Source organism: Pseudomonas sp. RW409 (assembly GCF_003184125.1).
Lineage (GTDB): Bacteria > Pseudomonadota > Gammaproteobacteria > Pseudomonadales > Pseudomonadaceae > Aquipseudomonas > Aquipseudomonas chlororaphis_I.
In genome coordinates, this window is record NZ_QHHP01000021.1 from 886,554 (window position 1) to 908,717 (window position 22,164).

At 64.9% G+C, this 22,164-nt stretch carries 23 protein-coding genes; 15 read left to right on the top strand and 8 right to left on the bottom strand.

Features of this window, described 5'->3' with window-relative positions; genetic code table 11:
- Positions 1 to 148 precede the first annotated feature (148 nt).
- Both DK261_RS12800 and DK261_RS12805 read left to right on the top strand, forming a co-directional pair.
- Positions 149 to 1,036, top strand: coding sequence for a LysR family transcriptional regulator (locus DK261_RS12800; protein ID WP_110175800.1), 888 nt, complete (start codon positions 149 to 151; stop codon positions 1,034 to 1,036).
- Between the two features lie 135 nt (positions 1,037 to 1,171).
- Positions 1,172 to 2,425, top strand: a complete 1,254-nt coding sequence (locus DK261_RS12805) for a ferric reductase-like transmembrane domain-containing protein (RefSeq protein ID WP_110175801.1) — start codon at positions 1,172 to 1,174, stop codon at positions 2,423 to 2,425.
- 6 nt (positions 2,426 to 2,431) lie between these two features.
- Here DK261_RS12805 and DK261_RS12810 read toward each other — a convergent pair whose 3' ends face one another.
- The gene (locus DK261_RS12810) at positions 2,432 to 3,955 is read right to left on the bottom strand and encodes an MFS transporter (protein ID WP_110175802.1); all 1,524 of its coding nucleotides are present in this window, start codon (positions 3,953 to 3,955) and stop codon (positions 2,432 to 2,434) included.
- 114 nt (positions 3,956 to 4,069) lie between these two features.
- Between DK261_RS12810 and DK261_RS12815 the strand changes: the two genes are divergently transcribed.
- Together DK261_RS12815 and DK261_RS12820 are read left to right on the top strand one after the other, a co-directional pair.
- Positions 4,070 to 4,966 carry a LysR family transcriptional regulator gene (locus tag DK261_RS12815; RefSeq protein ID WP_009048845.1) on the top strand — a complete coding sequence of 299 codons (897 nt, stop codon included), beginning with the start codon at positions 4,070 to 4,072 and terminating at the stop codon, positions 4,964 to 4,966.
- A 39-nt stretch (positions 4,967 to 5,005) separates the two neighbouring features.
- Positions 5,006 to 5,551 (top strand): GNAT family N-acetyltransferase, encoded by a 546-nt coding sequence (locus DK261_RS12820; protein WP_110175803.1) that lies wholly within the window; start codon positions 5,006 to 5,008, stop codon positions 5,549 to 5,551.
- Here the strand turns inward: DK261_RS12820 and DK261_RS12825 are convergent.
- Positions 5,544 to 6,464 (bottom strand): carbon-nitrogen hydrolase family protein, encoded by a 921-nt coding sequence (locus DK261_RS12825; RefSeq protein WP_028682401.1) that lies wholly within the window; start codon positions 6,462 to 6,464, stop codon positions 5,544 to 5,546. The genes DK261_RS12820 and DK261_RS12825 overlap by 8 nt on opposite strands.
- 85 nt (positions 6,465 to 6,549) lie before the next feature.
- Here DK261_RS12825 and DK261_RS12830 point away from each other — a divergent pair, with 85 nt between their 5' ends.
- Complete coding sequence (locus DK261_RS12830) at positions 6,550 to 7,485, top strand: LysR family transcriptional regulator (protein ID WP_110175804.1); 936 nt, start codon at positions 6,550 to 6,552, stop codon at positions 7,483 to 7,485.
- Here DK261_RS12830 and DK261_RS12835 read toward each other — a convergent pair.
- Positions 7,457 to 7,711, bottom strand: coding sequence for a hypothetical protein (locus DK261_RS12835; protein ID WP_007928582.1), 255 nt, complete (start codon positions 7,709 to 7,711; stop codon positions 7,457 to 7,459). The genes DK261_RS12830 and DK261_RS12835 overlap by 29 nt on opposite strands.
- 155 nt (positions 7,712 to 7,866) lie before the next feature.
- Between DK261_RS12835 and DK261_RS12840 the strand changes: the two genes are divergently transcribed.
- Entirely contained in the window at positions 7,867 to 8,187 is a 321-nt protein-coding gene (locus tag DK261_RS12840) for a YqjD family protein (protein WP_009048841.1), read from the top strand.
- Positions 8,188 to 8,262: 75 nt separating this feature from the next.
- Here DK261_RS12840 and DK261_RS12845 read toward each other — a convergent pair whose 3' ends face one another.
- On the bottom strand, positions 8,263 to 9,300 hold the full coding sequence (locus DK261_RS12845; RefSeq protein ID WP_009048840.1) for an Ldh family oxidoreductase: 1,038 nt from the start codon (positions 9,298 to 9,300) through the stop codon (positions 8,263 to 8,265).
- Between the two features lie 381 nt (positions 9,301 to 9,681).
- Here DK261_RS12845 and DK261_RS12850 point away from each other — a divergent pair, with 381 nt between their 5' ends.
- Positions 9,682 to 10,680: a FecR family protein gene (locus DK261_RS12850; protein WP_110175805.1), complete on the top strand. Its 999-nt coding sequence runs from the start codon at positions 9,682 to 9,684 to the stop codon at positions 10,678 to 10,680.
- A gap of 52 nt (positions 10,681 to 10,732) precedes the next feature.
- On the opposite strand, the gene DK261_RS12855 is transcribed toward DK261_RS12850, so the two are convergent.
- On the bottom strand, positions 10,733 to 13,081 hold the full coding sequence (locus DK261_RS12855) for an acylase (RefSeq protein WP_110175806.1): 2,349 nt from the start codon (positions 13,079 to 13,081) through the stop codon (positions 10,733 to 10,735).
- 305 nt (positions 13,082 to 13,386) lie between these two features.
- Here DK261_RS12855 and DK261_RS12860 point away from each other — a divergent pair, with 305 nt between their 5' ends.
- Complete coding sequence (locus DK261_RS12860; RefSeq protein ID WP_009048837.1) at positions 13,387 to 13,767, top strand: hypothetical protein; 381 nt, start codon at positions 13,387 to 13,389, stop codon at positions 13,765 to 13,767.
- A 19-nt stretch (positions 13,768 to 13,786) separates the two neighbouring features.
- Here DK261_RS12860 and DK261_RS12865 read toward each other — a convergent pair whose 3' ends face one another.
- A complete protein-coding gene (locus tag DK261_RS12865; RefSeq protein WP_007928588.1) occupies positions 13,787 to 13,975 on the bottom strand; it encodes a hypothetical protein in 189 nt (62 codons plus the stop codon).
- A gap of 198 nt (positions 13,976 to 14,173) precedes the next feature.
- On the opposite strand from DK261_RS12865, the gene DK261_RS33540 reads away from it, so the two are divergent.
- The gene (locus DK261_RS33540; protein ID WP_009048836.1) at positions 14,174 to 14,305 is read left to right on the top strand and encodes a hypothetical protein; all 132 of its coding nucleotides are present in this window, start codon (positions 14,174 to 14,176) and stop codon (positions 14,303 to 14,305) included.
- Positions 14,306 to 14,397: 92 nt separating this feature from the next.
- On the opposite strand, the gene DK261_RS12870 is transcribed toward DK261_RS33540, so the two are convergent.
- Positions 14,398 to 15,315 (bottom strand): LysR family transcriptional regulator, encoded by a 918-nt coding sequence (locus tag DK261_RS12870; protein WP_009048835.1) that lies wholly within the window; start codon positions 15,313 to 15,315, stop codon positions 14,398 to 14,400.
- A gap of 119 nt (positions 15,316 to 15,434) precedes the next feature.
- Between DK261_RS12870 and DK261_RS12875 the strand changes: the two genes are divergently transcribed.
- A complete protein-coding gene (locus DK261_RS12875) occupies positions 15,435 to 16,430 on the top strand; it encodes an aldo/keto reductase (protein WP_009048834.1) in 996 nt (331 codons plus the stop codon).
- 61 nt (positions 16,431 to 16,491) lie between these two features.
- On the opposite strand, the gene DK261_RS12880 is transcribed toward DK261_RS12875, so the two are convergent.
- Entirely contained in the window at positions 16,492 to 17,022 is a 531-nt protein-coding gene (locus DK261_RS12880) for a hypothetical protein (RefSeq protein ID WP_009048833.1), read from the bottom strand.
- Positions 17,023 to 17,550: 528 nt separating this feature from the next.
- On the opposite strand from DK261_RS12880, the gene DK261_RS12885 reads away from it, so the two are divergent.
- The 5 genes from DK261_RS12885 to copD all read left to right on the top strand — a co-directional run bounded on the left by DK261_RS12885 (position 17,551) and on the right by copD (position 22,150).
- A complete protein-coding gene (locus DK261_RS12885) occupies positions 17,551 to 18,006 on the top strand; it encodes an SRPBCC family protein (protein WP_009048832.1) in 456 nt (151 codons plus the stop codon).
- A 122-nt stretch (positions 18,007 to 18,128) separates the two neighbouring features.
- The gene (locus DK261_RS12890; protein ID WP_110175807.1) at positions 18,129 to 19,865 is read left to right on the top strand and encodes a copper resistance system multicopper oxidase; all 1,737 of its coding nucleotides are present in this window, start codon (positions 18,129 to 18,131) and stop codon (positions 19,863 to 19,865) included.
- The gene (locus DK261_RS12895; RefSeq protein WP_110175808.1) at positions 19,862 to 20,791 is read left to right on the top strand and encodes a copper resistance protein B; all 930 of its coding nucleotides are present in this window, start codon (positions 19,862 to 19,864) and stop codon (positions 20,789 to 20,791) included. The genes DK261_RS12890 and DK261_RS12895 overlap by 4 nt, the downstream gene beginning before the upstream one ends.
- A gap of 57 nt (positions 20,792 to 20,848) precedes the next feature.
- Positions 20,849 to 21,232, top strand: a complete 384-nt coding sequence (gene copC, locus DK261_RS12900) for a copper homeostasis periplasmic binding protein CopC (protein WP_038579289.1) — start codon at positions 20,849 to 20,851, stop codon at positions 21,230 to 21,232.
- A gap of 3 nt (positions 21,233 to 21,235) precedes the next feature.
- Positions 21,236 to 22,150, top strand: a complete 915-nt coding sequence (gene copD, locus DK261_RS12905) for a copper homeostasis membrane protein CopD (protein WP_110175809.1) — start codon at positions 21,236 to 21,238, stop codon at positions 22,148 to 22,150.
- Positions 22,151 to 22,164: the final 14 nt, after the last annotated feature.

Sequence of the window (22,164 nt, forward strand, 5' to 3'; positions counted from 1 at the left end):
ACGGCCCTCACACGGCCCTCACCCGCCCTTCGTACAGCCCCCCGCGCGGGCGAAAAACCGGCGATAAAAATCGCCCGCGGACCGCGCATTTTTGATCGGGCAGAGCCGCAGCTGATAGGCTTTCCCCTACATTCGACAGGGAGCGCTCATGGATCTCAACGCCGCCAGGATGTTTGTCAGCGTGGTCCAATGCGGCAGCATTTCGTCCGCCGCCAACCTGCTGCAACTACCGCTGGCCACCATCCGCCGGGGCATCCGTGAACTGGAACGCAGCCTCAACGTGCAACTGCTGGAACGCTCCGCCCGCGGCACCCGGCTGACCGCCGCCGGCAGCCAGCTCTACGAACACGCCAGCCGCGGTATCGAGGCCCTGGCCGAGGGCGAACAGGCTGTCAGAAATGATCGAATTCACTTGCAGGGCCGCCTGAGCGTGTCGGTGCCGGCGGCGTTCGAGAGCTGGTGGAAACTGCTGGCCGAGTTCCAGCGGCGCCATCCCGAGGTCCAGGTCGCGGTCTACACCAGTGAGCGGGAAAGCGACCTGGCGCAGGATGGGGTCGACGTCGCCCTGCGCGCCGGGCCGCTGTTCGACGAGGATCGCCCGGCGCGCCTGCTCGGCAGCTACCGGCATATGCTGGTCGCCAGCCCGCTGCTACTGGAGCGCCTCGGCACCCCGCAAACCCCTGCCGACCTTCGCGGTTTTCCCTGCGCCGTCTGGTCGCGCCATGCCGATGCCCGGGAACAGTGGCAACTGGGCGACCAGTCCTACAGCCCCAACCCGCTGTTCGCCGCCAACGATTACCTGCACCTGCGCCAGCTGGCGCTGACCGCCAAGGTGGTCACCGAGCTGCCGGCTTTTCTCGCCGCCGAAGCGCTGCGCGACGGTCGCCTGCACGCCCTGCTGCCCCGCCTGCCGATGCCCGAACAACAGCTGCACCTGCTTTACCCGAGCCAGCGCCCGCCCTCGAACATCGTCCGCGCCTACCTGGATTTCGCCCAGGACTGGCTGGTGGAGAACCCCTTGCCCGACCCGCACTGAGCGAGCGCTGATGCAGATCAGCCCAGGGCTGCCGCTCTGCCAGTAAACTACCCCCCTCACCCCGGCTGCGCCCTCACCCGCCCGCAGCCCATCCTGTGCGCCGACACTGGCGCCATCTTTCTGGAGGTGTCCCCCTTGAAAACCTGGTACTCGGTGATCGGCGTCCTGCTGATCACCACCCTCACCGTGCTGCTGGAAATCCCCAGCGACACCTGGCTGACCTCCGCCACCCTGAGCCTGGTCCTCGGCGCCACGGCGCTGGCCTATATGGCCCTGTCCTGCCTGCTGGCCAGCCGCTGGCGCTGGGTCGAGCGACTGTTCGGCGGCCTCGACCGGGTCTATGAAAGCCACAAGTGGCTGGGCATCTGGGCGCTGGTCTTCGCCAGCTATCACCTGGTGTTCAAGGCCAACCTGGATCTCTGGCAAAGCGTGCCGATCATCGAGCTGTCCAAGTACTGGACGCGCATGGTGCGGCAGCTGAGCTACGTCGCCCTCGGCCTGATTGTGCTGCTGGCGCTGAACCGCAACATTCCCTACGGCCAGTGGCGCTGGTGGCACAAGCTGTCCGGGCCGCTGTTCGCGATCGTCATCCTGCACTGGCTGAGCTTCAAGTCGCCGATCGCCCTGGACAACCCCTCGGGCATCTGGCTCACCGCACTCTGCGGCCTGGGCCTGCTTGGCGCCCTGTACAAGCTGCTGCTCTATCCGTTGCTGGCCAAGGCCGGCGAATACCGGGTCAGCGCGGTGACCCTGGAGAAAAACTCCCTGCACCTGGAGCTGACCCCGCTGCACCGCGGCTTCGCCTTCAAGGCCGGGCAGTTCGCCTTTCTCGCCATGCGCGAAAAAGGCCTGCGTGAACCGCACCCCTTCACCATCGCCAGCGCCCACGCCAGCGACGGGCGCATCGAGTTCGTGATCCGCGCCCTGGGCGACTACACCCAGAAGCTGCGCCAGCAGGTCAAGGTCGGCATGCTCGCCGACCTCTACGCGCCCTATGGCCGCTTCAAGCGCCGGCTCGATGCCGGCCGGGAGATCTGGATCGGCGGTGGCGTCGGCATCTCGCCCTTTATCTCCTGGCTGCAGGATGCCGCCGCCGGGCGCTTCGACCGGGCGACCCTGGTCTACTGCTGCAACCCGTCACGGGCCTTCCCCAGCATCGAAACCTTGCAGGGCCTGGCCGAGGAACGCGGGGTGGACTTCATCGGCCACACCGACGGCGCCGACCGCCTGGGCGAAACCCTGAAACGGCTGGCCAGCGAAACCGATCCGCAACAGATCCAGATCAGTTTCTGCGGGCCCAAGGGCTTGCTGGCGCGGGTCAAGGCGTTGATGCGCGAATACGCAATTCCCGAGCGCAACCTGCACTACGAGTTCTTCGAGTTCCGCTGACCGCCCTCAAGCCCGGCGCGGCTCGTGCAGCATCAGCCGCACCACCAGCGCCGCAACCAGGGTGATGGCGATCAACGCATACAACAGCCAGGTGAAGGCCTTGGCGTACAGCCCGAGCAACAGCTCCCGGCCCAGCTCGGGCAACAACGCTGCGCTGGCCTGCAGGTTGCCGCTGGCCAGTTGCTGGGCGGCCAGCGGCAACTGCGGATGCTCCGGCAGCGTCGCGGCCATGGACAGTTGCAGCAAGCCGGCCAGCAGGGCCACCACCAGGGCCAGGGCAATGCCCTCGCCCGCTACCCGGGTGGTGCTGAAGATGCCGGTGGCCATCCCCGCCCGTTCCTTGGGCACCACACTGACCGACAGCCCGTCCATCAAGCCCCAGGGCAAACCGGCACCGAGGCCGATCAGCAGCATGGGCAAGACATTGGCCGCCGGCGCCTGCCCCGGGGCGATCCGGCTGAGCAGATAGAGCCCGAGCGCGGCAATCACCAGGCCGACGCTGGATAGAGTCCCGGCGCTGAACCAGCGGGTCAGCCACGCCGCCAGCAACGGCACCACCACCATAGGTGCGGACAAGGCGATCATCATCAAGCCGGCATCGATCTCGCTGTAGCCTTCCACGCCGATAAAGCGGATCGGCAGCAGAATCAGCAACACCACGAAGCAATAGCAGGTGGCGATCGGCAGCAGCTGCACGCCGATAAAGCGCGGGTAACGAAACAGCGACAGGTCGAGCATCGGCCGCTTGACCCGCAGCTCCACCACGATGAACAGCAACAACGCCAGCAGAGCCACCAGCAGCAGGCCCCAGACCACCGGGCTGCCCCAACCGCTTTGCGGCGCCTGCAAGATGCCCCAGGTCAGCGCCACCAGCGCCGCGGTGAAACTCAAGGTGCCGGGCCAGTCGACACCCGCCGCGTCCGGGTCGCGGGACTCCTGCATGCGCGGCACGCCGAACAGCAGCGACAGGCCGCCGATCAAGGCCCCGGAGACGAAGATCGAGCGCCAGCCGTAGGCCTCGATCAGCACCCCGGCGAGGATCGGCCCGAATGCCAGGCCGACACCGAAGGTGGTGCCCAGCAGGCTGAAGGCGCGGGTCCGCGCCGGGCCCTCGAACTCCTGGGCCAGGGCCGCCGAACCGCCCGCCAGCGCCGCCGCGCCGGCCAGCCCCTGCACGGCCCGCAACAGGTCGAGCCAGAGCACCGAAGGCGCGAAGGCCAGGGCCAGCGACGTCAGGGCGAACAGGCCGACACCGAGGCTGAACACGCGCTTGCGCCCGTACTCGTCGGCCAGGGTGCCAGCGGCCATCAGTACGCTGCCGAAACTCAGCATGAAGGCATTGGTGATCCAGCTCAGGGCCAGGGGGCCACCGCCCAACTCGCGGCCAATGGCCGGGGTCGCCACCGCCACGCCGACGAAGGTCAGCGGCAGGATCAGCGCCGCCAGGCACACCGCGGCCAGCACCGCGTAGGAAGAACCGCCCGCGACAGCGTCAGCGAACGCGGCAGGCACATCGGTTGGCGAATTCATCGGCACCTCAGGGGGGAACGTTAAAGTGCGATCAATGGTAGATTCGCCGCAATCACCCACAAACAGGGCTCAAGTCCGTTCTTTACGGACATAAACGCTCCAATCGAGATCCCCATGGACAACCTCAGTGGCATGCTGGCCTTTGTGCGCACAGTGCAGGCCGGCAGTTTTGTCGGCGCGGCGGAACGCCTGGGCCTCTCCGCCTCGGCGGTGGGCAAAAGCCTGGCCCGCCTGGAAGAACGGCTCGGCGTGCGCCTGCTCAATCGCAGTACCCGGCGCATCAGCCTGACCGACGAAGGCACGCTGTTCTTCGAACGTTGCCAGCGCATCGTCGGCGAGGTGGAGGACGCCGAGGCCGAGCTCGCGCGCATCAGCGACAAGCCCCGCGGCAAGCTGCGGGTCAGCCTGCCCGCGATCGGCTATCGCATGCTGCTGCCGATCCTGCCGGAGTTCGCCGAACGCTACCCGGACATCGAGCTGGACCTGGATTTCAATGACCGGCTGATCGACGTGATCGCCGAAGGTGTCGACGCGGTGATCCGCAGTGGCGAGCTGGCGGACTCCCAGCTCAAGTCCCGCACACTGGGGCCGTTCCGCTTCGTGCTGGTCAGCGCCCCGCACTACTTCGCCCGCCATGGTGTGCCCGAGTGCCCCCGGGACCTGGAGCGGCATGCCTGCCTGCGCTACAAGTTTCCCGGCACCCCGCAGCTACAGGAGTGGAAACTGCGCCTGCCCAACGACGCGCCGCCGCTGGTGCTGCGCAGCGCCCTGACCAGCAACAACCTGGAGTCACTGATCTTCGCCGCCACCCAGGGCCTGGGCCTCGCCTTCGTGCCGGATTTCGTGGTGCGCCCGGCGCTGGCCGACGGCTCGCTGGTGTCGGTGCTGGACGACTATCAGATCGACAGCGGCAAGTTCTCGGTGCTCTGGCCCGGCAGTCGACATCTGCTGCCGAAACTGCGAGTGTTCGTCGACTTTCTCAGCGAACGCCTGGTGTTGGGCGGACGCTGAAAAACCACACCCGATCCACACAAGGAATGTGCTGCGAACATGAAGCCGATCCCCACCCTCTACACCGCACGCCTGATCCTGCGCCCGCTGGAGCTGGCCGATGCCGAGGCCATCCAGCAGCAGTTCCCGCACTGGGAAGTGGTGCGTTATCTCAATGCGCGGGTGCCCTGGCCCTATCCCGCCGATGGCGCCCTGACGTATCTGCGCGACCTGGCGCTGCCGGCCATCGAGCGCGGTGAGGAATGGCACTGGTCGATCCGCCTGAACAGCGCGCCGGAGCAACTGATCGGCAATGTCAGCCTGATGGACCAGACCGACAACAACCGCGGCTTCTGGCTGGCTCCGGCATGGCAAGGCCAGGGCTACATGAGCGAGGCCAGCGCGGCGGTCACCGAGTACTGGTTCGAAGTGCTGGGGCGCGAGCTGATGAGGGTGCCCAAGGCCGCGCCGAACCTGGCCTCGCGGCGGATTTCCGAGCGCAGCGGCATGCGCTTGATCCGCAGTGACGAAGACGACTTTGTCTGCGGGCGATTGCCCCGTGATATCTGGGAAATCACCCGCGAGCAATGGCGTCGCCTCAGATGAAACGCACGCCGGCCTTGGCCCGTTCGTCCACCGTCAGCTCGAACACATCCGGGCGCGCATAGTGGCCGACCACGTCGTAGTCGTAGCGCGCCCGCACCAGCTCGGCGGTGTCGATCTGCGCCGTCAGCAGGCCGGCACGGCCCACCAGCGGCCCGGCCAGCACCTCGCCCATGGGCCCGACAATCAGGCTGCCGCCGGCAATCAGCGGGCGCTCGGCCGGCCAGTTGGCGATCTCCAGCCCCAGTTCCTGAGGTGACGCCTGCACCTGGCAGGCGCTGACCACAAAGCAACGGCCTTCATGGGCGATGTGGCGCATGCTGACCTGCCACATCTCGCGCTCGTCCACGGTCGGCGCGCACCAGACGTCCACGCCCTTGGCGTACATCGCGGTGCGCAGCAACGGCATCATGTTTTCCCAGCAGATCACCGCGCCGATCCGGCCGACCTGGGTGTCCAGCACCGGCAGGGTCGAACCGTCGCCCTTGCCCCAGATCAGGCGCTCGGTGCCGGTGGGCATCAGCTTGCGGTGCTTGCCCACCAGGCCATGCTGCGGGTCGAAATATAGCGCCGTGCAATACAGGGTACTGCCGGCGCGCTCGATCACCCCCAGCACCAGGTTGGCCCCGGTGCGCGCCGCCAGGCCGGCCAGGGCCTCGGTCTCCGCGCCCGGTACCTCGACGGCGTTGGCGAAATAACGGGCAAAGGCCTCGCGGCCTTCCGGCAGGCGATAGCCGAGCTGGGTACCGAAGCCCTCACCCTTGGGGTAGCCGCCGAGCAAGGCTTCGGGCATCACCACCAGCTGCGCGCCGGCCTCGATGATGGCGTCCTCATAGGACAGGATCTGCTCCAGGGTATCGGCCTTGCCTCCAGGCAGGGAGCCGATCTGCAACGCGGCGACAACGGACTTGGACATCGGGAAAACTCCTGTGGCGGTGAAGTGTTGCCCATTGTCCGGCGCTCGCCGATCATGCAGAAAGCCCATCCTGATACTGAATGATATGAACCAGATGAATATCGCCCAGGTCGATCTCAACCTGCTCAAGGCCTTCGAAGCCCTGCACGACGAATCCAGCGCCAGTCGCGCCGCCCTGCGCCTGGGCGTCACCCAATCGGCCATGAGCGCGGCGCTGCGGCGCCTGCGCGGGCTGTACGGCGATCAGTTGTTCGTGCGCACCGGGCGCGGCCTGGCGCCGACCCTGCGGGCCAACCAGCTCAAGCCGGTGGTCAGCGAGGCCTTGAACAAATGCCGGCAGAGCCTGGCCATGGTCGATCCCCATGCCAGCCATTATCAGGGCCGCTCGGTGGCGATCGGGCTGTCGGACGATTTCGAGATTGCCTACGGCCGGCGCCTGATCGAGGAAGTCGTCCGGCGGGCGCCGAAGCTGCGCCTGATCTTTCGCCAGAGCCACAGCCAGATCGTCGGCGAAGCGCTGTTGCAGCGCAGCATCGACCTGGCCATCAGCGCCGGCGGTTTCGCCGAACGCATGCTCAGCCGCCAGGTATTGGGGGAAGGTGGTTATCTGTGCCTGGCGGACCCGGCGAGCCTGAGGCCCGGACAGCAGGCCATCGACCTCGACGAGTTCGTCGCCCGCGAGCATGTGCTGGTGTCGTCGCAAGGGTTTATCGGGATTACCGACGAGGGTCTGGCGGCCCTGGGGCTGAGTCGCCAGGTCTGCGCCTCGACCACGCATTTTGCCGCGCTGCCCCATCTGCTCAAGGGCAGCCAGGCGGTGGCGACCATTCCGGCCCATGCCGCGCGGAGCATCGCCGAACTGACCGGGCTGGCGCTGCTGCCCTGCCCGCTGGACCTGCCGCGTTACCCGATCGAACTGGGCTGGCGCACCAGCGCGCAGATCGATCCGGTGGTGCTGAAAGTGCGCGAGGCGATCGTCGCCAGCTTCGAGCTTACTTGTTCGCCGCCATCAGGCGATTGACTTCACTGCGCACCATGTTGGCGTACTCCGGCGGCGACATGCCGTCGAGCTCGGCACGCACCCATTCGGCCCATTTGCCCTTGCGCTTGCCGCGCTCGCCGAACAACCGTGCGGCTTCGCCCTTGGCCTTGCCCAGGTTGCTCTGCCACAGCTCGAACAGACGGGACTTTTCATCTTCGATCTCTGCACGCTCGGCGAGAGTCTTGTTGGCCAGATTGAAGCTCATGGGAATTTCCTGCTGCGTAAAATAGCCGACATCTTACACTGTGACGGCTGGGGTTTTCCCGCCGGCATGGCGCGGGTGGAGAAAATATCTGCAACTTTTCGCCAGCCCCGCGACTCCATTGTTCATCGCATCACTGACCCGCAAGGAGTAACTCAATGGCTCGTAAAACTGCTGCGCAAGCGGCTGACGAACAAATCAAGGACCAGGAATTCAGCGAGCTCCAGGCGTTGATCGAGGAATCGGAAAAGCTTCTGAAAAGCAGCGCATCGCTGGTCGGTGAGGAAGGCGAAAACCTGCGCCAGCAGGTCGGGTTGAAACTCAAGCAGGCGCTGGACTCGGTGTCCAGCGTGCGCGAGCGCAGCAAGCCGGTGGTGGAAGCCACCGAGCAGTACATCGGCGGCCACCCGTGGCAGACCGTGGCCATCTCCGCCGGCGTCGGCCTGGTGGTGGGCCTGTTGCTGGGACGTCGTTCGTAACAAGCCTTGCCGCCCGTGAAAAAAGGACCAGGCCAGCGTCATGCTCGCCTGGTCCTTGCGTTTTGAAACCGCGTTTTAAAGCCCGGCCAACTCCCGCAGTTGCTTGAACTCCGCAGCGTCCAGGGCAATCCCCTCGCGCAGGGACTTTTCCCGCTGGCGATGGCGGCGATCCCCCGGCAGGCGCTTGAGCCCTACGCCGTGCATCTGCCGGATCAGCTCCTGGCTGCGCTCGGCGAAATTCTGCCCGGCGCCCTTGCTCGGATCGATGACAATCAACAACTGGCCAGTCCAGGGCGTCTTCGCGCCGGGATGGTTGGACCAGTCGAACTCGAACGAGAAATGGCCACCGGTCAGCGCCGCCGCCAGCAACTCGACCATCATCGACAGCGCCGAACCCTTGTGCCCCCCGAACGGCAGCAGCGCGCCGCCTTCGAGGATGGCTTTCGGGTCGTCGGTGGGCTGGCCGAGGCCGTCCACGCCCATGCCCGGCGGCAGGCGTTCGCCCTTGCGCGCGGCGATCTGTACGTCGCCATGGGCGATGGCGCTGGTGGCCAGGTCGAAGACGATCGGATCGCCAGCGGCCTGGGGCGCGGCAAAAGCGATCGGGTTGGTGCCGAACAACGGCCGATCGGCGCCGTGGGGCACCACGCAGGTCATGCTGTTGACCACGCTCAGGGCGACCAGCCCTTCCTCGGCGAATGGCTCGACGTCCGGCCACAGCGCGGCGAAATGATGGGAGTTGCGGATGGCCAGAATGGCGATCCCGGCGTGGCGCGCTTTCTCCACCAGCAGCGCCCGCGCCGCCGCCAGCGCCGGTTGGGCGAAACCGTTACCCGCATCGACCCGGACAAAGGCCGGGGCCACGTCTTCGACCACCGGCACGGCCTTGCCGTTGACCCAGCCGCTGTTGAGGGTCGACACGTAACCGGGAATACGGAACACGCCATGACTGTGGGCGCCGTCGCGCTCGGCAGCGGCACAGTTCTGCGCCAGGCAACGCGCCACTTCGGCGCTGGTGCCATGGCGCAGGAAGATCGTTTCCAGCAGCGTCACCAGTGCCTCGAGCGACAGGTGTTCCTGCGGTGTTTCAACAGCCGGGGGTGATACAGACATCTGGAGCTCCGGATTAATTATTGGAATGGGCTACAGCGTATGAGGATGCACGTGGGTGAGTGCGCCCGACGATTAAACAACGCTTTGCGCGCGCCCTGTCAACCACGGCCATGACCTCGCACAGGCGATGCCAGGAACTGACAGAGTAGCCGCGAACAGGCTGTCAGCCGAGGATGGCAAACAAAGGTGGCAGTAGCGATGACAGCCGACCGTGTGTTTTTGATCATTTTTTCACTCCAACTGTGGATACTGCTGGCCAAAGCCCTGTGTTGCAGGGGCTTCGAGGCAAAAATAAGTGCCACTTTTGATAGGCATCAGCCATGACGGCGGTTCTACAAGCCTGGCTGCGAAGGGTAGAATGCGCGAAACCAGGAAGAGCCAATGAGCGAACAGCACCTTACAGAAGCCGAATACGACGCCATCACCGATGCCGCCGCGCAGTGGTGCATGCGTCTGCATGCCGCGGACTGTACGGCCGCCGAACGCCAGGCCTTCGAGCAATGGCGCGACGCCCACCCGCTGCATGCCTTCGAATACGAAGCGATGCAGGAAATCTGGGAAGTCGCCGACCATCTGCCACGTCCGCCAGCCACCACCGTCCTGCCCCTGGCGCCACGCAAACCCTGGCGCGCCTATGGCATGGCTGCGGCGATCAGCGCCCTGGCCCTGCCCCTGGCCGCCTACAGCGGCTGGAGCCTGGGCTGGCTGCCCTCCTCCTACGAACACTTCCAGGCCGACGGCAGCATGCGCCAGGTGACCCTGGCCGATGGCAGCCAGGTCGAACTCAACCTGGGCACCGAGCTGACCTACAGCAACTACAAGGATCAGCGCCGGGTCACCCTGAAAAAAGGCGAAGCCTTCTTCAAGGTCAGCCATGACAGCAGCCACCCGTTCGTGGTCAAGGCCGCCAGCGGTGAGGTCCGGGTCACCGGCACCCAGTTCAACGTCTGGATGTACGAGGATCAGGTACGGGTCACCCTGCTCGAGGGTTCGGTGCTGGTGAACAGCGACAACAGCCACCCCGATGGCGGCTTCCGTCTCGATCCGGGCATGCAGGCGCGTTATCGCCAGGGCGATCACCAGCTGCAGATCAGCCAGACCGATGCCAACGACAGCTCGCTGGCCTGGCGCCAGGGCAAGCTGGTGCTGGACAACCTGGCCCTCGGCGAGGCCCTGCCGCTGATCAACCGCTACCTCAGCAGGCCGGTGATGCTGGCCGACAGCGCCACAGGCAACATTCGGGTCGGCGGCATCTACGACGTCAGCGCGGTCAAGAGCCTGGTGACCACGCTGCCCAAGGTGTTGCCGGTGTACCTGACCCGCAACCAGGACGGCAATCCGGTCATCAATTCGCTGCCAGGCACCACGCCAAAAAGCTGAAGGCCGCTACCCTCGCGGGTGCGGCCTGCGCTTGATGCCCGGTTGAACGCGCTTACTGGGTCGCGAGCTTGCGCAACCGATCGTCCACTTCGTGAATCACCTGCAAGCGGTACTGCGGGTCCGCCTGGATCTGCTGTTCGGTGAACGGCAACACATGCCACTGCTTCTTCGAGAACGCCTCGGTCTGGTCCCGCGAGTGCGGCGACGCCGGGTCGCTGGACAGCGAGAACGCCAGCAGGCCCTGGGCATGCGGGCCCTGGTCATCGAAGGTCACCACTTGCAGGTAGCTGGTGCCGCTGACCACCTCACGCTTGCCATCGGCCGCGGGGACGCTCTGGATCGCGTTGTACACGCCCAGGCTGGCCGGGCCGCCATGAATCGGCGTCTGTTGGCCGCCGCTGCTGACCACCTGGATATCGCCCCAACGGCTGTCGGCCTTCAGGCCCGACTCGGCCACCTGTTGCACCGAAGCCAGCATCGCCTCGCGCAGCGCCTTGGCCACCTGCGGCCGGTCGATCGCCAGGCCACGCGGCGTGTGCTGCGGGTCCCGGGCATCGAAGGCCACGCGCCAACGGTCGTCGACCGCTTCCAACTGCTCCATGACGTTCTGGAAATGCACCAGGCCCAATCCGCTTTGCAGGTTGGCGCTGCGGTCCCAGGCCTCGAGGCTGGCGCACAACGGCGCCAGGGCCCGGGCATCGCTGCCCAGGTCGGCGGCACAGAACTGCAACAGGTCCGGCATCACCTGCCCGGCCTGGTACACCTGGTCGTCCATCACCATGTGCTTGAGGTCGGCGGCGCTCAGCGGCGCGGCCTGGCCCGTGCCGATCAGGCGATTCAGGGCAAAACGCGCGCGCTGCCCCAGCGGCAGGTCCTGCTGGCTGATCAGCGGCGAGAAACCTTGCAGCGGCGCGGCCGGGTTGACCATCCATGCCGAGTCGTTGGAGTTCTGCACGTAATCACTGCGCAGCAGTTGCGGCAGCTGGCTGGCCGGGTAGATGCCCTTTTGCGCGGCAGCCGGGTCGATGTCCCAGGCGCAGGCCGCGCGGGAACCGTCGAGAATAATCAGCTGGGTGCCGATCCGCGGGTCGCTGCAACGCGCGAGTTTTTCCGCGCTGACGTTGGGCACCACCGACTGGTTCATGTACAGGGCCTGGCCCTGGTCATCCACCGCCAGGGTATTGACCCAGGGAATACCCTGCAGCTGATGCACCGACGCTTGCAGCTCCTTGAGGCTGCGGGCCTGGTTCATTGCGTACCACTGTTGCAACACCCGGTCGTTTTCCAGGTTGGCGTCGCGCAGGCTGTAGGCGAAGCGGTTGTCCCAGTCCAGCTTGCCGGGCCACTGCACCAGCGGGCCGAATTGCGAGCTGTAGACGCTATGGCTGACAGTGGTGAGCTGGCCGTCCTCACCCTTCACCTTGACGCTGAGCGTCTGTTTGTCCAGCGGCAGGGACTGGCCGTCGAGCAGGTAGCGGGTCGGATCCTTGGGGTCCAGTTGCAGGCGGTACAGGGTGAAGTGCTTGGAGGTGTCCACCGTGTGGGTCCAGGCCAGGTGCTGGCTGAAACCGATATTGATCATTGGCAGGCCGGGCAAGGCGGCGCCCATGACATCCAGCTTGCCGGGAATGGTCAGGTGCATCTGGTAGAAACGCATGCCGCCCACCCACGGGAAATGCGGGTTGGCCAGCAGCATGCCGCGGCCATTGAACGAGCGCTCGCGCCCCACGGCCACCGCGTTGCTGCCGCGGTCCAGGGCGAAACGCTGGCCGCGGGCATCCGCCTGGGCGAAGACCTGGGCCGATTGCTTCAGCTGCGCCGTGGCCGATGGCGGTGTCGCGCCCACCAGGGCTTCGGCGAACTGGCCGACGCCGCCTTCCACCAACAGCCGACGGGTCAGCTTGACCAGGTCCAGGGCGGTCAACGGCCGTACCCAGTCACCCTGGCACTGCTCAGGCAGGCCCTGGGCCCGGCGCTCGGCCAGGGAGCGGTTATAGCCGGCGACATACCCTTCGATCAGTTGCCGCACCTGCGGCGTCTGCGCCTGCCAGAAGCCGAACACCGCCTGGGGCGTGTTCAGCCAGTTGAAGAACAGGTCGCTGGTGAGGTTTTCCCGTTGCTCGACGGTCTGTTGCTGCGGGCCGAAGTACTTCGAGCGCTCGCCATTGACCGTCAGCACTTCGTTGGCCAGCAGGCACAGGTTGTCCTGGGCGTAGGCATAGCCGATGCCATAACCCAGTCCACGTTCGTCGGCGGCGCGAATATGCGGGACACCAAAACCGGTACGGCGAATATCGGCACTCGCCTCGCCGCCCTGTACCTCGCGTCCCTGAGCCCCCAGGCTCAACCCGAGAAACAAACCCGCAAGGCAAAACCTGGGCAACTGCCTGGAAATAATCACGCCGACTCCTGATCGAAAAAACGCAGAACCCGAGCTGGCGCGAGATGCGGCACAAGGACACGGATTCCAGCCTGGAAAGGACGGCGCCGCCCGGCATCAGCCAAGGCCCGCCTGCCCTTACAGACGAAACCGCCACGGAAAATTTAGCGGCTCGGCGCCAGGCGCGGATCGCCCGCCGACCTGGCGACGACAAAGGTCTGACAAATTTTCTACATCTGATTCCTCATGATTTGCGCGGCTCATTCGTCTAGTTATATGAGAGCACCCGTCATTTTCCTGATCAGGCTCTGAAAAGGAGTTTTTGCATGTACGACCCGCAACTGCCAACGGATGGCCACACCGCACAACCCGCGTCCTCCCTGAACGCCGGCGCCGGTGTCTTCGGCAAGCAAGCCGAGCGCAACCGCAACGAACGCATCAGGCACCTGCTCAAGAGCTTCGGCCTGCGCACCAGCCTGATTCGCCTGAAAGTCATCGATGCCTTGCTGCAGGCAGCCGAAAACCAGCGCGCCCTGGGGGTGCGTGGCATTCACAGTCATTTGCTGGAGCTGGATATCCCGCTGTCGTTCCTCAGCGTGCGCGAGGTGTTGAAGCGGCTGTGCAGCGAAGGCGTGATCACCCTCAATGCAGACAAGAGCTTCAGCCTGCATCAACAGGCTGAAGCCATACTCGACGGCCGCGACTGAGGCCGTCGGGGGGTGTCTCTCAAGGCTTCACCTTGCGCCGCATCACGCCATTGATCACGACCACGGTCACCGCCACGCCAATGGCGATGTACTGGAACATTTTCTCGGTGATCATCCCGGCGTTCTGCAGGTAAGAAAGGCCAAGCATGATTCCCAGTACCACCAGGGAAATCACAATCGAATAGATCAAGCGTTGCTTCTGGGTCATTGCGGGTTCCTGAACCTGTAAAGGTGCGGCCTGAAAATGCCGCCTGAAAATGTATCGATTCTGTATCGAAACAGATGCCAAACGCCTACCGAGAATCGGGGATGGGCGCGGGCAAACGGGGTCTCATGTTACAGCCGCCGAAAAGTTTTCGCTGCATCGCGGCGGTTAAAACCCCAAGAGCCCTTTGAGGACTGCACGATGTTCCGTCGAATCACCTGGCTGATTCCCCTGCTGGCGATGCTGACCCTGTCCGGCTGCATCATCTTCCCTCACGACGGCTGGCATCACCGCCATTACGACGGCGGCCCCGGCTACCACTACCCTCGCTAAGTCACCCAGCCCGCCAGTATTTCCCCCTTGTAACCCCACCACGAAATTGCCCGACGCCCGCCTCGCCGCGGGCGTCTGTCTTTACTGTCGAGCTACGCCAGCCGGGTGTTGTGAATCCCCGGCTGGGCGAACAGTTCCACCAGCCAGTCGACGAACACCCTGACCCGCGTCGACAGGTGCCGGTGCGGCGGGTACAGCGCGCTCAACGGCATCCTGGGTGGCGGGATGTGCCGGAGCACCTCGATCAGCCGACCTTCGGCCAACTGCTGGGCGACATGGTAATAAGGTGTCTGCACCAGCCCGTAGCCCGCCTCGCAGGCGGCCAGGTAACCATCGGCGCTGTTGACCGACACCTGCTTGGGCAGCTCCGGCAACAGCACCTGGCCCTGCACCTCGAACTCCAGGCCATAACGCTTGCCGCTGACGCTAGAGAAGTATTCGATCATCTGATGCCCGGCCAGGTCGTCCAGGCTCTGCGGCACACCGCGCTGGCGCAGGTAAGCGGGACTGGCGCACGTCACCTGCTCCAGCGCCAGCAACGGCCGGGCCACCAGTGAATCGTCGAGGCACAGGCCACCGCGCAACACACAGTCCACCCCTTCGCGGATCAGGTCCACCGGCCGGTCGTTGAGGCCGATTTCCAGGTCGATCAACGGATAACGCTCGGAGAACGCTGGCAGCGCCGGGATCACCACCAGCCGCCCGATCCCCGCCGGCATGTCGATGCGCAAGGTGCCGCGCGGGTTGTGCCGCGCCACGGAAAACACCGCTTCGGTTTCCTCGAGGTCGGCCAGCAGCCGCACGCAGCGCTGGTAGTAGGCAGCACCGTCCAGGGTCGGCGTGACCTGGCGGGTGGTGCGCAACAGCAGTTGCACGCCCAGATGCGCCTCCAACTGCTTGATCAGCACCGTCACCGAAGCCCGGGGCATCTGCAGGCTGTCGGCGGCCTTGGCGAAACCGCCGAGGTCGACGATACGGGTGAACACACGCATGGCGTTAAAACGGTCCATTGGCTTGGCCTGTCACGGATTATTTAGAAATAACGAATAGTGATAGCGCTTTTAGCCGGTTTATCTTGTTTTTGTCGAGGAGAACAATGGCCGCCACACCATCCAACGGAGCTTCTCCTATGCAAACCCGTCAACTGGGCAAGAACGGCCCGCAGGTGTCCGCCATCGGCCTTGGCTGCATGGGCATGACCGACTTCTACACCACCGGCACTGATACCAGGGAGGCCACCGCCACCTTGCATCGCGCCCTGGAGCTGGGGATCAACCTGCTGGACACCGCCGACATGTACGGGCCCCACAGCAACGAAATCCTGATCGGCCAGGCGATCCGCGGCAAACGCGACCAGGTGTTCCTGGCCAGCAAATTCGGCATCGTCCGCGACCCGGGCGACCCGGCGGCGCGCGGAGTGAACGGCCGCCCCGACTACATTCGCCAGGCGATCGACGGCACCCTGCAGCGCCTGGGCGTGGAAACCCTGGACCTGTATTACCAGCACCGCATCGACCCGGACGTGGCCATCGAGGAAACCGTCGGCGCCATGGCCGAGCTGGTACAGGCCGGCAAGGTTCGCTACCTGGGCCTCAGCGAAGCCTCGGCGGCAACGCTGGAGCGGGCCCACAAGGTGCATCCGATCAGCGCCCTGCAAAGCGAATATTCGTTGTGGAGCCGCGACCAGGAAGACAACGGCTGCCTTGCGGCCTGCCAACGCCTGGGCATCGCCTTTGTGCCCTACAGCCCACTGGGGCGAGGCTTTCTCACCGGCGCCCTGAAGAGCCCGGAAGATTTCGCCGCCGACGACTACCGGCGTTTCAGCCCACGCTTCCAGGGCGAGAACTTCACCAAGAACCTGCTGCTGGTGGAACAGGTCAAGCAACTCGCGGTGGCCAAGGGCATCACCACCGGGCAACTGGCCCTGGCTTGGGTGCTGGCGCAGGGTGATTACCTGATCCCGATTCCGGGCACCAAGCAACGCAAGTACCTGGAAGAGAACGTCGCCGCGCTGCAGGTCCACCTCAGCGCCGATGAACTGCTGGCCCTGGAGCGGATCTTCAGCCCCGACGCCACCGCCGGCGAGCGTTACCCGCAAGCGGTGATGGCCCTGCTCGACCGATAGACGGCCGGCCACAAAAAAGGCCCTCGACCGGTTGATCGGTCGAGGGCCTTTGTTGGTCGCCTCACGCCTTGGCGGAGTGATTCTTGTCGGTCACCGTGGTGCCGTTGCCCTTGCCGTAGCTTTGCAGGTTCTGCAGCACGTAGATGGCTTTCTTGTACTCGGGGATCAGGTAGCTGGCGTACTTGTTGCCCTTGAGGTTGTTGGTCTGGATGTTGTCCAGCTGGATCGCGAAGTACTCCAGGGCGTTGAACTTGGCATCCGGGTCGGACTGCACGCCGAAGCGGTCGAACTTGTCGCCGGCGTTGAGCAGGGTCATCGCCGTCACGTCGCTGATCAGGCCCTTCTGCTTGAGGAAGGTGCTCATGTTGCCCAGTTGCTTGGCGCTGACGTTCTCCGGATCGAACCCCTTGATCTGCTTGTGCAGCTTCATTTCGTCCATCTTGAACACGTTCAGCGCCAGCGGGTTCTGGCCGACCAGGGCCAGCATCTGCTTGACCTTGACGCTCTGGCTGACCGGCTTGCCCCGGGTGCCAGTGTCCTGCACCAGCAGACCGGCTTTGCTGGTCCAGCCGCCGACATATCCAATTGTCATAAAAGACTCCTGTGTACGGGTTTTTCCATAGCCTTATATCCACTTGCACAGCCAACTAGAGGGTTGCGCAAGTTCAACTAATAAGCGTCTGAAAAGCCTGATTGAGGGAAACGATGCCCGTGAGTATCGGCGCGCCAGAGCACCTCTCCAATAAATATTTCGGCTTTTTACAATTTTTGTACATTTCCGATACAAATGCCTGGAAGCCACGGTTTTGCTAGCTGAAACAATTGTTTAACAATCCAGCTCATGACAACTAAGCGACAACTTATGGGCATTAATGTACCGAATGGTTAGTTGTGACCAAGTATTCTTAAGAGCCTTCATGACGCCATCTTGCAGGGATCTTCCACGACATTGCTGCGCAACGACCCGACTGTGCATGACGCCCTTCCTTTACAACGGGAAAAGCCTTGCATCGCCCTCTTGACGAGCTACCTCGAAATCCGCTGAACGGCTGATTTGCGCGCCTCCATGGCAGGCGCGCGGGCAACTATATTTGATGCTCCTACTGCAAGGAGGTGCATCATGGAACAACGTCAGCAGCACCTTTTGGACGAGCTCATCTTCCATGAGCTCTACATCGACGCGCCGATCGATACCGTCTACTACTACGTGACTCAGCCGGATCGCTGGCACGAGTGGCATCCCGCTTCCCTGCGCGCCGACACCGGCCTGGCTGGCTCGTTGCCGGCGGGGCATCGCTTCAGCAAAACCATCGATCTGCTCGGCCTGCAGATCCACATGAGTTGCCGGGTACTGGTCGCGGTATTTCCCAAGGAGTTCAAGATCGTCTTCAGTTCTCCGCCAGCAGACGGCTCGATCCACTATCAGTTGTGCAAATACGGGGATGGAACCCTGTTCAAGCGCACCCTGCATTACTGCTCCGACCTCAACCTGGTCAGCCTGCGCCCGCGTATCGAGCACTTGTCCCAACTGGCCATGGTCAACCTCAAGCGCAACCTGGAAAAGATCGCCCACTGATCCGGCAACGGGTGGCGCCGCGCTGGCTGACAAATCTGTAATCTTCACCTCAGTTTTCTGACAGGCCGCGCCGCTTAAGGTCGTCTCATACCTGACCAGCAGGATCGAGGGAGCCTTGGGGCATGCATGTAAAACCCACACGACGCAGTTTTATCAAGGGCCTGGCCGCCGGTGGCGTACTGGCCGGCACCGGGCTGTGGCAACAGCCGCTCTGGGCACGCAGCGCGGACGGCCAGCTGCCCGCCCTCAGCGGCCAGCAGTTCGACCTGTTCATCGGTGAATCCCAGGTCAACTACAGCGGCACCTCGCGCACCGCGATGACCATCAACGGCGGCCTGCCCGGCCCGCTGCTGCGCTGGCGCGAGGGCGACACCGTGACCATCCGGGTGCGCAACCGCCTCAAGGAGGACACCTCGATCCACTGGCACGGCCTGATCCTGCCGGCCAACATGGACGGCGTGCCGGGCCTGAGCTTCCACGGCATCGCCCCCGACGGCCTCTACGAATACCGCTTCAAGGTCCGGCAGAACGGCACCTACTGGTACCACAGCCACTCGGGGTTGCAGGAGCAGGCCGGGGTCTACGGGCCACTGGTGATCGAGGCCCGCGAGCCGGAACCCTTCCAGTACGACCGCGACTACGTGGTGATGCTCAGCGACTGGAGCGACGAGGCGCCCGAACGGCTGATGCACATCCTGAAAAAGCAGCCCGGCTACTACAACTTCCACAAGCGCACGGTCGGTGACTTTATCGAGGACGTCAGCCGCGACGGCTGGGCGGCCACCCTCGCCGATCGCAAGATGTGGGCGCAGATGAAAATGACCCCCACCGACCTGGCGGACGTCAGCGGCTATACCTACACCTACCTGATCAACGGCCAGAGCCCCGGCGGCAACTGGACCGGGCTGTTCAAGCCCGGCGAAAAGCTGCGCCTGCGCCTGATCAACGGCTCGGCCATGAGCTACTTCGACCTGCGCATTCCCGGCCTGAAGATGACCGTGGTCGCCGCCGACGGCCAATACGTGCAGCCGGTCAGCGTCGATGAGCTGCGCATCGCCGTGGCGGAAACCTACGACGTGCTGGTCGAGCCCGGCTCGCAGGAAGCCTACACCCTGTTCGCCCAGGCCATGGACCGCAGCGGCTACGCCCGCGGCACCCTGAGCCAGCGTCCGGGGCTGAGCGCGCCCGTCCCGCCACTCGACCCGCGGCCGCTGATCAGCATGGCCGACATGGGCATGGATCACGGCAGCATGGCTGGCATGGACCACAGCGGCATGTCAGGCATGTCGGGCATGGACCACGGCGCCATGGGTGGCGCCATGCAAAGCCACCCGGCCTCGGAAGACGGCAACCCGCTGGTGGACATGCAGACCATGAGCCCGACGCCGAAACTCGCCGACCCGGGCATCGGCCTGCGCAATAACGGGCGCCGGGTGCTGACCTACGCCGACCTGCGCAGCACCTTCGAAGACCCGGACGGGCGCGAACCGAGCCGCACCATCGAATTGCACCTGACCGGGCACATGGAGAAATTTGCCTGGTCGTTCGACGGCATCAAGTTCAGCGACGCCGAGCCCCTGCGCCTGACCTATGGCGAGCGGGTACGCATCACCCTGGTCAACGACACCATGATGACCCACCCCATCCACCTGCACGGCATGTGGAGCGACCTGGAAGACGAACAGGGGCGCTTCCTGGTGCGCAAGCACACGATCGACATGCCGCCGGGCAGCAAGCGCAGTTACCGGGTGACCGCCGATGCCCTGGGGCGCTGGGCCTATCACTGCCACCTGCTGTTCCACATGGAGATGGGCATGTTTCGCGAAGTACGAGTGGACGAAGCCGGGAGCGCCGCATGATGCCGAAAAACGCCTTGACCCTGTTCGCCACCCTGCTCGGCCTCAGCGCCGGCCCCCTGCAAGCCGCCGAAAGCATGGATCACTCGAATATGGATCATTCGTCCATGCCGGCCTCCTCCATGCCAGGCAACCCGATGCCGGGCATGGACCACAGCCAGATGACCGGCATGGACGGCGAACCCTTGCAGACCATGGAACCCGCGGCGCCCAGCCAAAGCCGCACACCGATCCCGGCACTCACCGACGCCGACCGCCGCGCGGCTTTCCCGCCGGTGGCCGGCCATGGCGTACACGACAAGGCGATCAACTCGCTGTGGCTGGTCGACCGCCTGGAATACCAGGACGCCGATGACGGCAGTGCCCTGGCCTGGGAAATGAACGGCTGGATCGGCGGCGACATCGACCGGCTGTGGCTGCGCAGCGAGGGCGAGCGCACTAACGGCCGGACCGAAAACGCCCAGGTCGAAGCGCTCTGGGGCCATGCCATCGGCCCCTGGTGGGATGTGGTCAGCGGTGTGCGCCAGGACTTCAAACCCGGCGCGCCACAGACCTGGGCCGCCCTCGGGCTGCAAGGCATGGCCCTGTACAACTTCGAAAGCCAGGCCACCGCCTACCTCGGCGAAGGCGGCCAGAGTGCCCTGGGGCTCCAGGCCGAATACGACATCCTGCTGACCAACCGCCTGATCCTGCAGCCCAACGCGGAGGTCAGCCTGTACGGCAAGAACGACCCGCAACGCGGCATCGGCTCGGGGCTCTCCTCGCTGGAGGCCGGCCTGCGCCTGCGCTACGAGCTGCACCGCCAGTTCGCGCCCTACGTCGGCGTGACCTGGAGCCGCAGCTACGGCAAGACCGCGGACTACGCCCGTGAAGAAGGCGAAGACAGCAGCGAAGCCCGCCTGGTGCTCGGTGTGCGCCTGTGGTTCTGACCGCCCTTCAATAGATAACTAAAAACATCACGCGGCCAATGCCGCCTGGAGCCTTGCATGTCCTACCTCAAGCATCTCGCCATTGCCGTCACTTTCGGTGCCGGCTTGTCCCTCGCCGGCGTCGCCCAGGCGCACCCCAAGCTGCTGGCCTCGACCCCGGCCGAAGGCGCCAAGGGCGCGGCACCGGCGAAGATCGAGCTGCAATTCTCGGAACCCCTCACCACCAAATTCTCCGGGGCCCGACTGCTGATGACCGGCATGCCCGGGATGAGCCACGCACCGATGCCGGTCAAGGCCAGCGTGGCCGGCGGCAGCGATCCGAAAAGCATGATCATCAGCCCCGCCACCCCGCTACCGAAGGGCAGCTACAAAGTCGAGTGGCGGGCGGTGTCCGCCGACACCCATCCGATCACCGGCAACCTGACCTTCGAAGTCAACTGAGCCATGGGCGAACTCATCAACGTCGCCCTGCGTTTTGCCCTGTACCTCGACCTGATGCTGCTGTTCGGCCTGGCACTGTTCGGCCTTTACGGGCTGCGTGGCGCGCAGAGCCGCCGGCGTTTTCGCCGGCCTTTGGCGAGCACCCTGGTGCTGGGCGCGCTGCTGTCGGGCGCCGCGCTGCTGCAACTGGCGCTGTCGATGAGTGGCGCCACCAGCCTGGCCGAACTGGACCCGGCGCTGGTGCCCGTGCTGGTGCTGGAAACCGATGTCGGCCAAAGCTGGCTGCTGCGCCTGGCGGCGTTGCTGCTGGCGGGCGTGCTGCTTCTGTTCAGCAGTGGCTGGCCGAGGTTCACCCTCTACGGCCTGATTCTGTGCACGGCGACCGCCCTGGCCAGCCTGGCCTGGGGCGGTCACGGGGCGATGAGCGAAGGTGGCCAGCGTTACCTGCACCTGGGTAGCGACATCCTGCATTTACTGGGCGCCGGCGCCTGGCTGGGGGCGCTGGCGGCTTTCGCCCTGCTGCTGCGCCGTGGCGCCTGCGAAGGCGAACAGCAGGCAGGCCACCTGCTCGATGCCCTGAAGGGGTTTGCCAGCCTGGGCACGCTGATCGTGGTCAGCCTGAGCCTCAGCGGGGTGCTCAATTACCTGCTGATCGTCGGCCCGGACCTGGCAACGTTGAGCGCCAGCACCTACGGCCTGCTCCTTAGCCTGAAGGTGGCGGTGTTCGCCAGCATGCTGGTGTTCGCCGCGTTGAACCGCTTCCATCTGGTTCCGCAGCTGGAACAGGCGCTGCACCAGGCCTCGCCCCAGGCGGCCCTGCCCGCCTTGCGCCGCAGCATGCTCCTGGAACTGGCGGCGGCCCTGCTGATTGTCGGCCTGGTGGCCATGCTCGGCATCCTGAGCCCGGCTCCCGAATGAACACGGAAATGATG

What these genes read in the sequence shown, in the direction of transcription:
- DK261_RS12800 (WP_110175800.1), top strand. Translation starts at nt 149, where the DNA reads ATGGATCTCAACGCCGCCAGGATGTTTGTCAGCGTGGTCCAATGCGGC.
- DK261_RS12810 (WP_110175802.1), bottom strand. Translation starts at nt 3,955, where the DNA reads ATGAATTCGCCAACCGATGTGCCTGCCGCGTTCGCTGACGCTGTCGCG.
- DK261_RS12815 (WP_009048845.1), top strand. Translation starts at nt 4,070, where the DNA reads ATGGACAACCTCAGTGGCATGCTGGCCTTTGTGCGCACAGTGCAGGCC.
- DK261_RS12820 (WP_110175803.1), top strand. Translation starts at nt 5,006, where the DNA reads ATGAAGCCGATCCCCACCCTCTACACCGCACGCCTGATCCTGCGCCCG.
- DK261_RS12825 (WP_028682401.1), bottom strand. Translation starts at nt 6,464, where the DNA reads ATGTCCAAGTCCGTTGTCGCCGCGTTGCAGATCGGCTCCCTGCCTGGA.
- DK261_RS12830 (WP_110175804.1), top strand. Translation starts at nt 6,550, where the DNA reads ATGAACCAGATGAATATCGCCCAGGTCGATCTCAACCTGCTCAAGGCC.
- DK261_RS12835 (WP_007928582.1), bottom strand. Translation starts at nt 7,711, where the DNA reads ATGAGCTTCAATCTGGCCAACAAGACTCTCGCCGAGCGTGCAGAGATC.
- DK261_RS12840 (WP_009048841.1), top strand. Translation starts at nt 7,867, where the DNA reads ATGGCTCGTAAAACTGCTGCGCAAGCGGCTGACGAACAAATCAAGGAC.
- DK261_RS12845 (WP_009048840.1), bottom strand. Translation starts at nt 9,300, where the DNA reads ATGTCTGTATCACCCCCGGCTGTTGAAACACCGCAGGAACACCTGTCG.
- DK261_RS12850 (WP_110175805.1), top strand. Translation starts at nt 9,682, where the DNA reads ATGAGCGAACAGCACCTTACAGAAGCCGAATACGACGCCATCACCGAT.
- DK261_RS12860 (WP_009048837.1), top strand. Translation starts at nt 13,387, where the DNA reads ATGTACGACCCGCAACTGCCAACGGATGGCCACACCGCACAACCCGCG.
- DK261_RS12865 (WP_007928588.1), bottom strand. Translation starts at nt 13,975, where the DNA reads ATGACCCAGAAGCAACGCTTGATCTATTCGATTGTGATTTCCCTGGTG.
- DK261_RS33540 (WP_009048836.1), top strand. Translation starts at nt 14,174, where the DNA reads ATGTTCCGTCGAATCACCTGGCTGATTCCCCTGCTGGCGATGCTGACC.
- DK261_RS12870 (WP_009048835.1), bottom strand. Translation starts at nt 15,315, where the DNA reads ATGGACCGTTTTAACGCCATGCGTGTGTTCACCCGTATCGTCGACCTC.
- DK261_RS12875 (WP_009048834.1), top strand. Translation starts at nt 15,435, where the DNA reads ATGCAAACCCGTCAACTGGGCAAGAACGGCCCGCAGGTGTCCGCCATC.
- DK261_RS12880 (WP_009048833.1), bottom strand. Translation starts at nt 17,022, where the DNA reads ATGACAATTGGATATGTCGGCGGCTGGACCAGCAAAGCCGGTCTGCTG.
- DK261_RS12885 (WP_009048832.1), top strand. Translation starts at nt 17,551, where the DNA reads ATGGAACAACGTCAGCAGCACCTTTTGGACGAGCTCATCTTCCATGAG.
- DK261_RS12890 (WP_110175807.1), top strand. Translation starts at nt 18,129, where the DNA reads ATGCATGTAAAACCCACACGACGCAGTTTTATCAAGGGCCTGGCCGCC.
- DK261_RS12895 (WP_110175808.1), top strand. Translation starts at nt 19,862, where the DNA reads ATGATGCCGAAAAACGCCTTGACCCTGTTCGCCACCCTGCTCGGCCTC.
- copC (WP_038579289.1), top strand. Translation starts at nt 20,849, where the DNA reads ATGTCCTACCTCAAGCATCTCGCCATTGCCGTCACTTTCGGTGCCGGC.
- copD (WP_110175809.1), top strand. Translation starts at nt 21,236, where the DNA reads ATGGGCGAACTCATCAACGTCGCCCTGCGTTTTGCCCTGTACCTCGAC.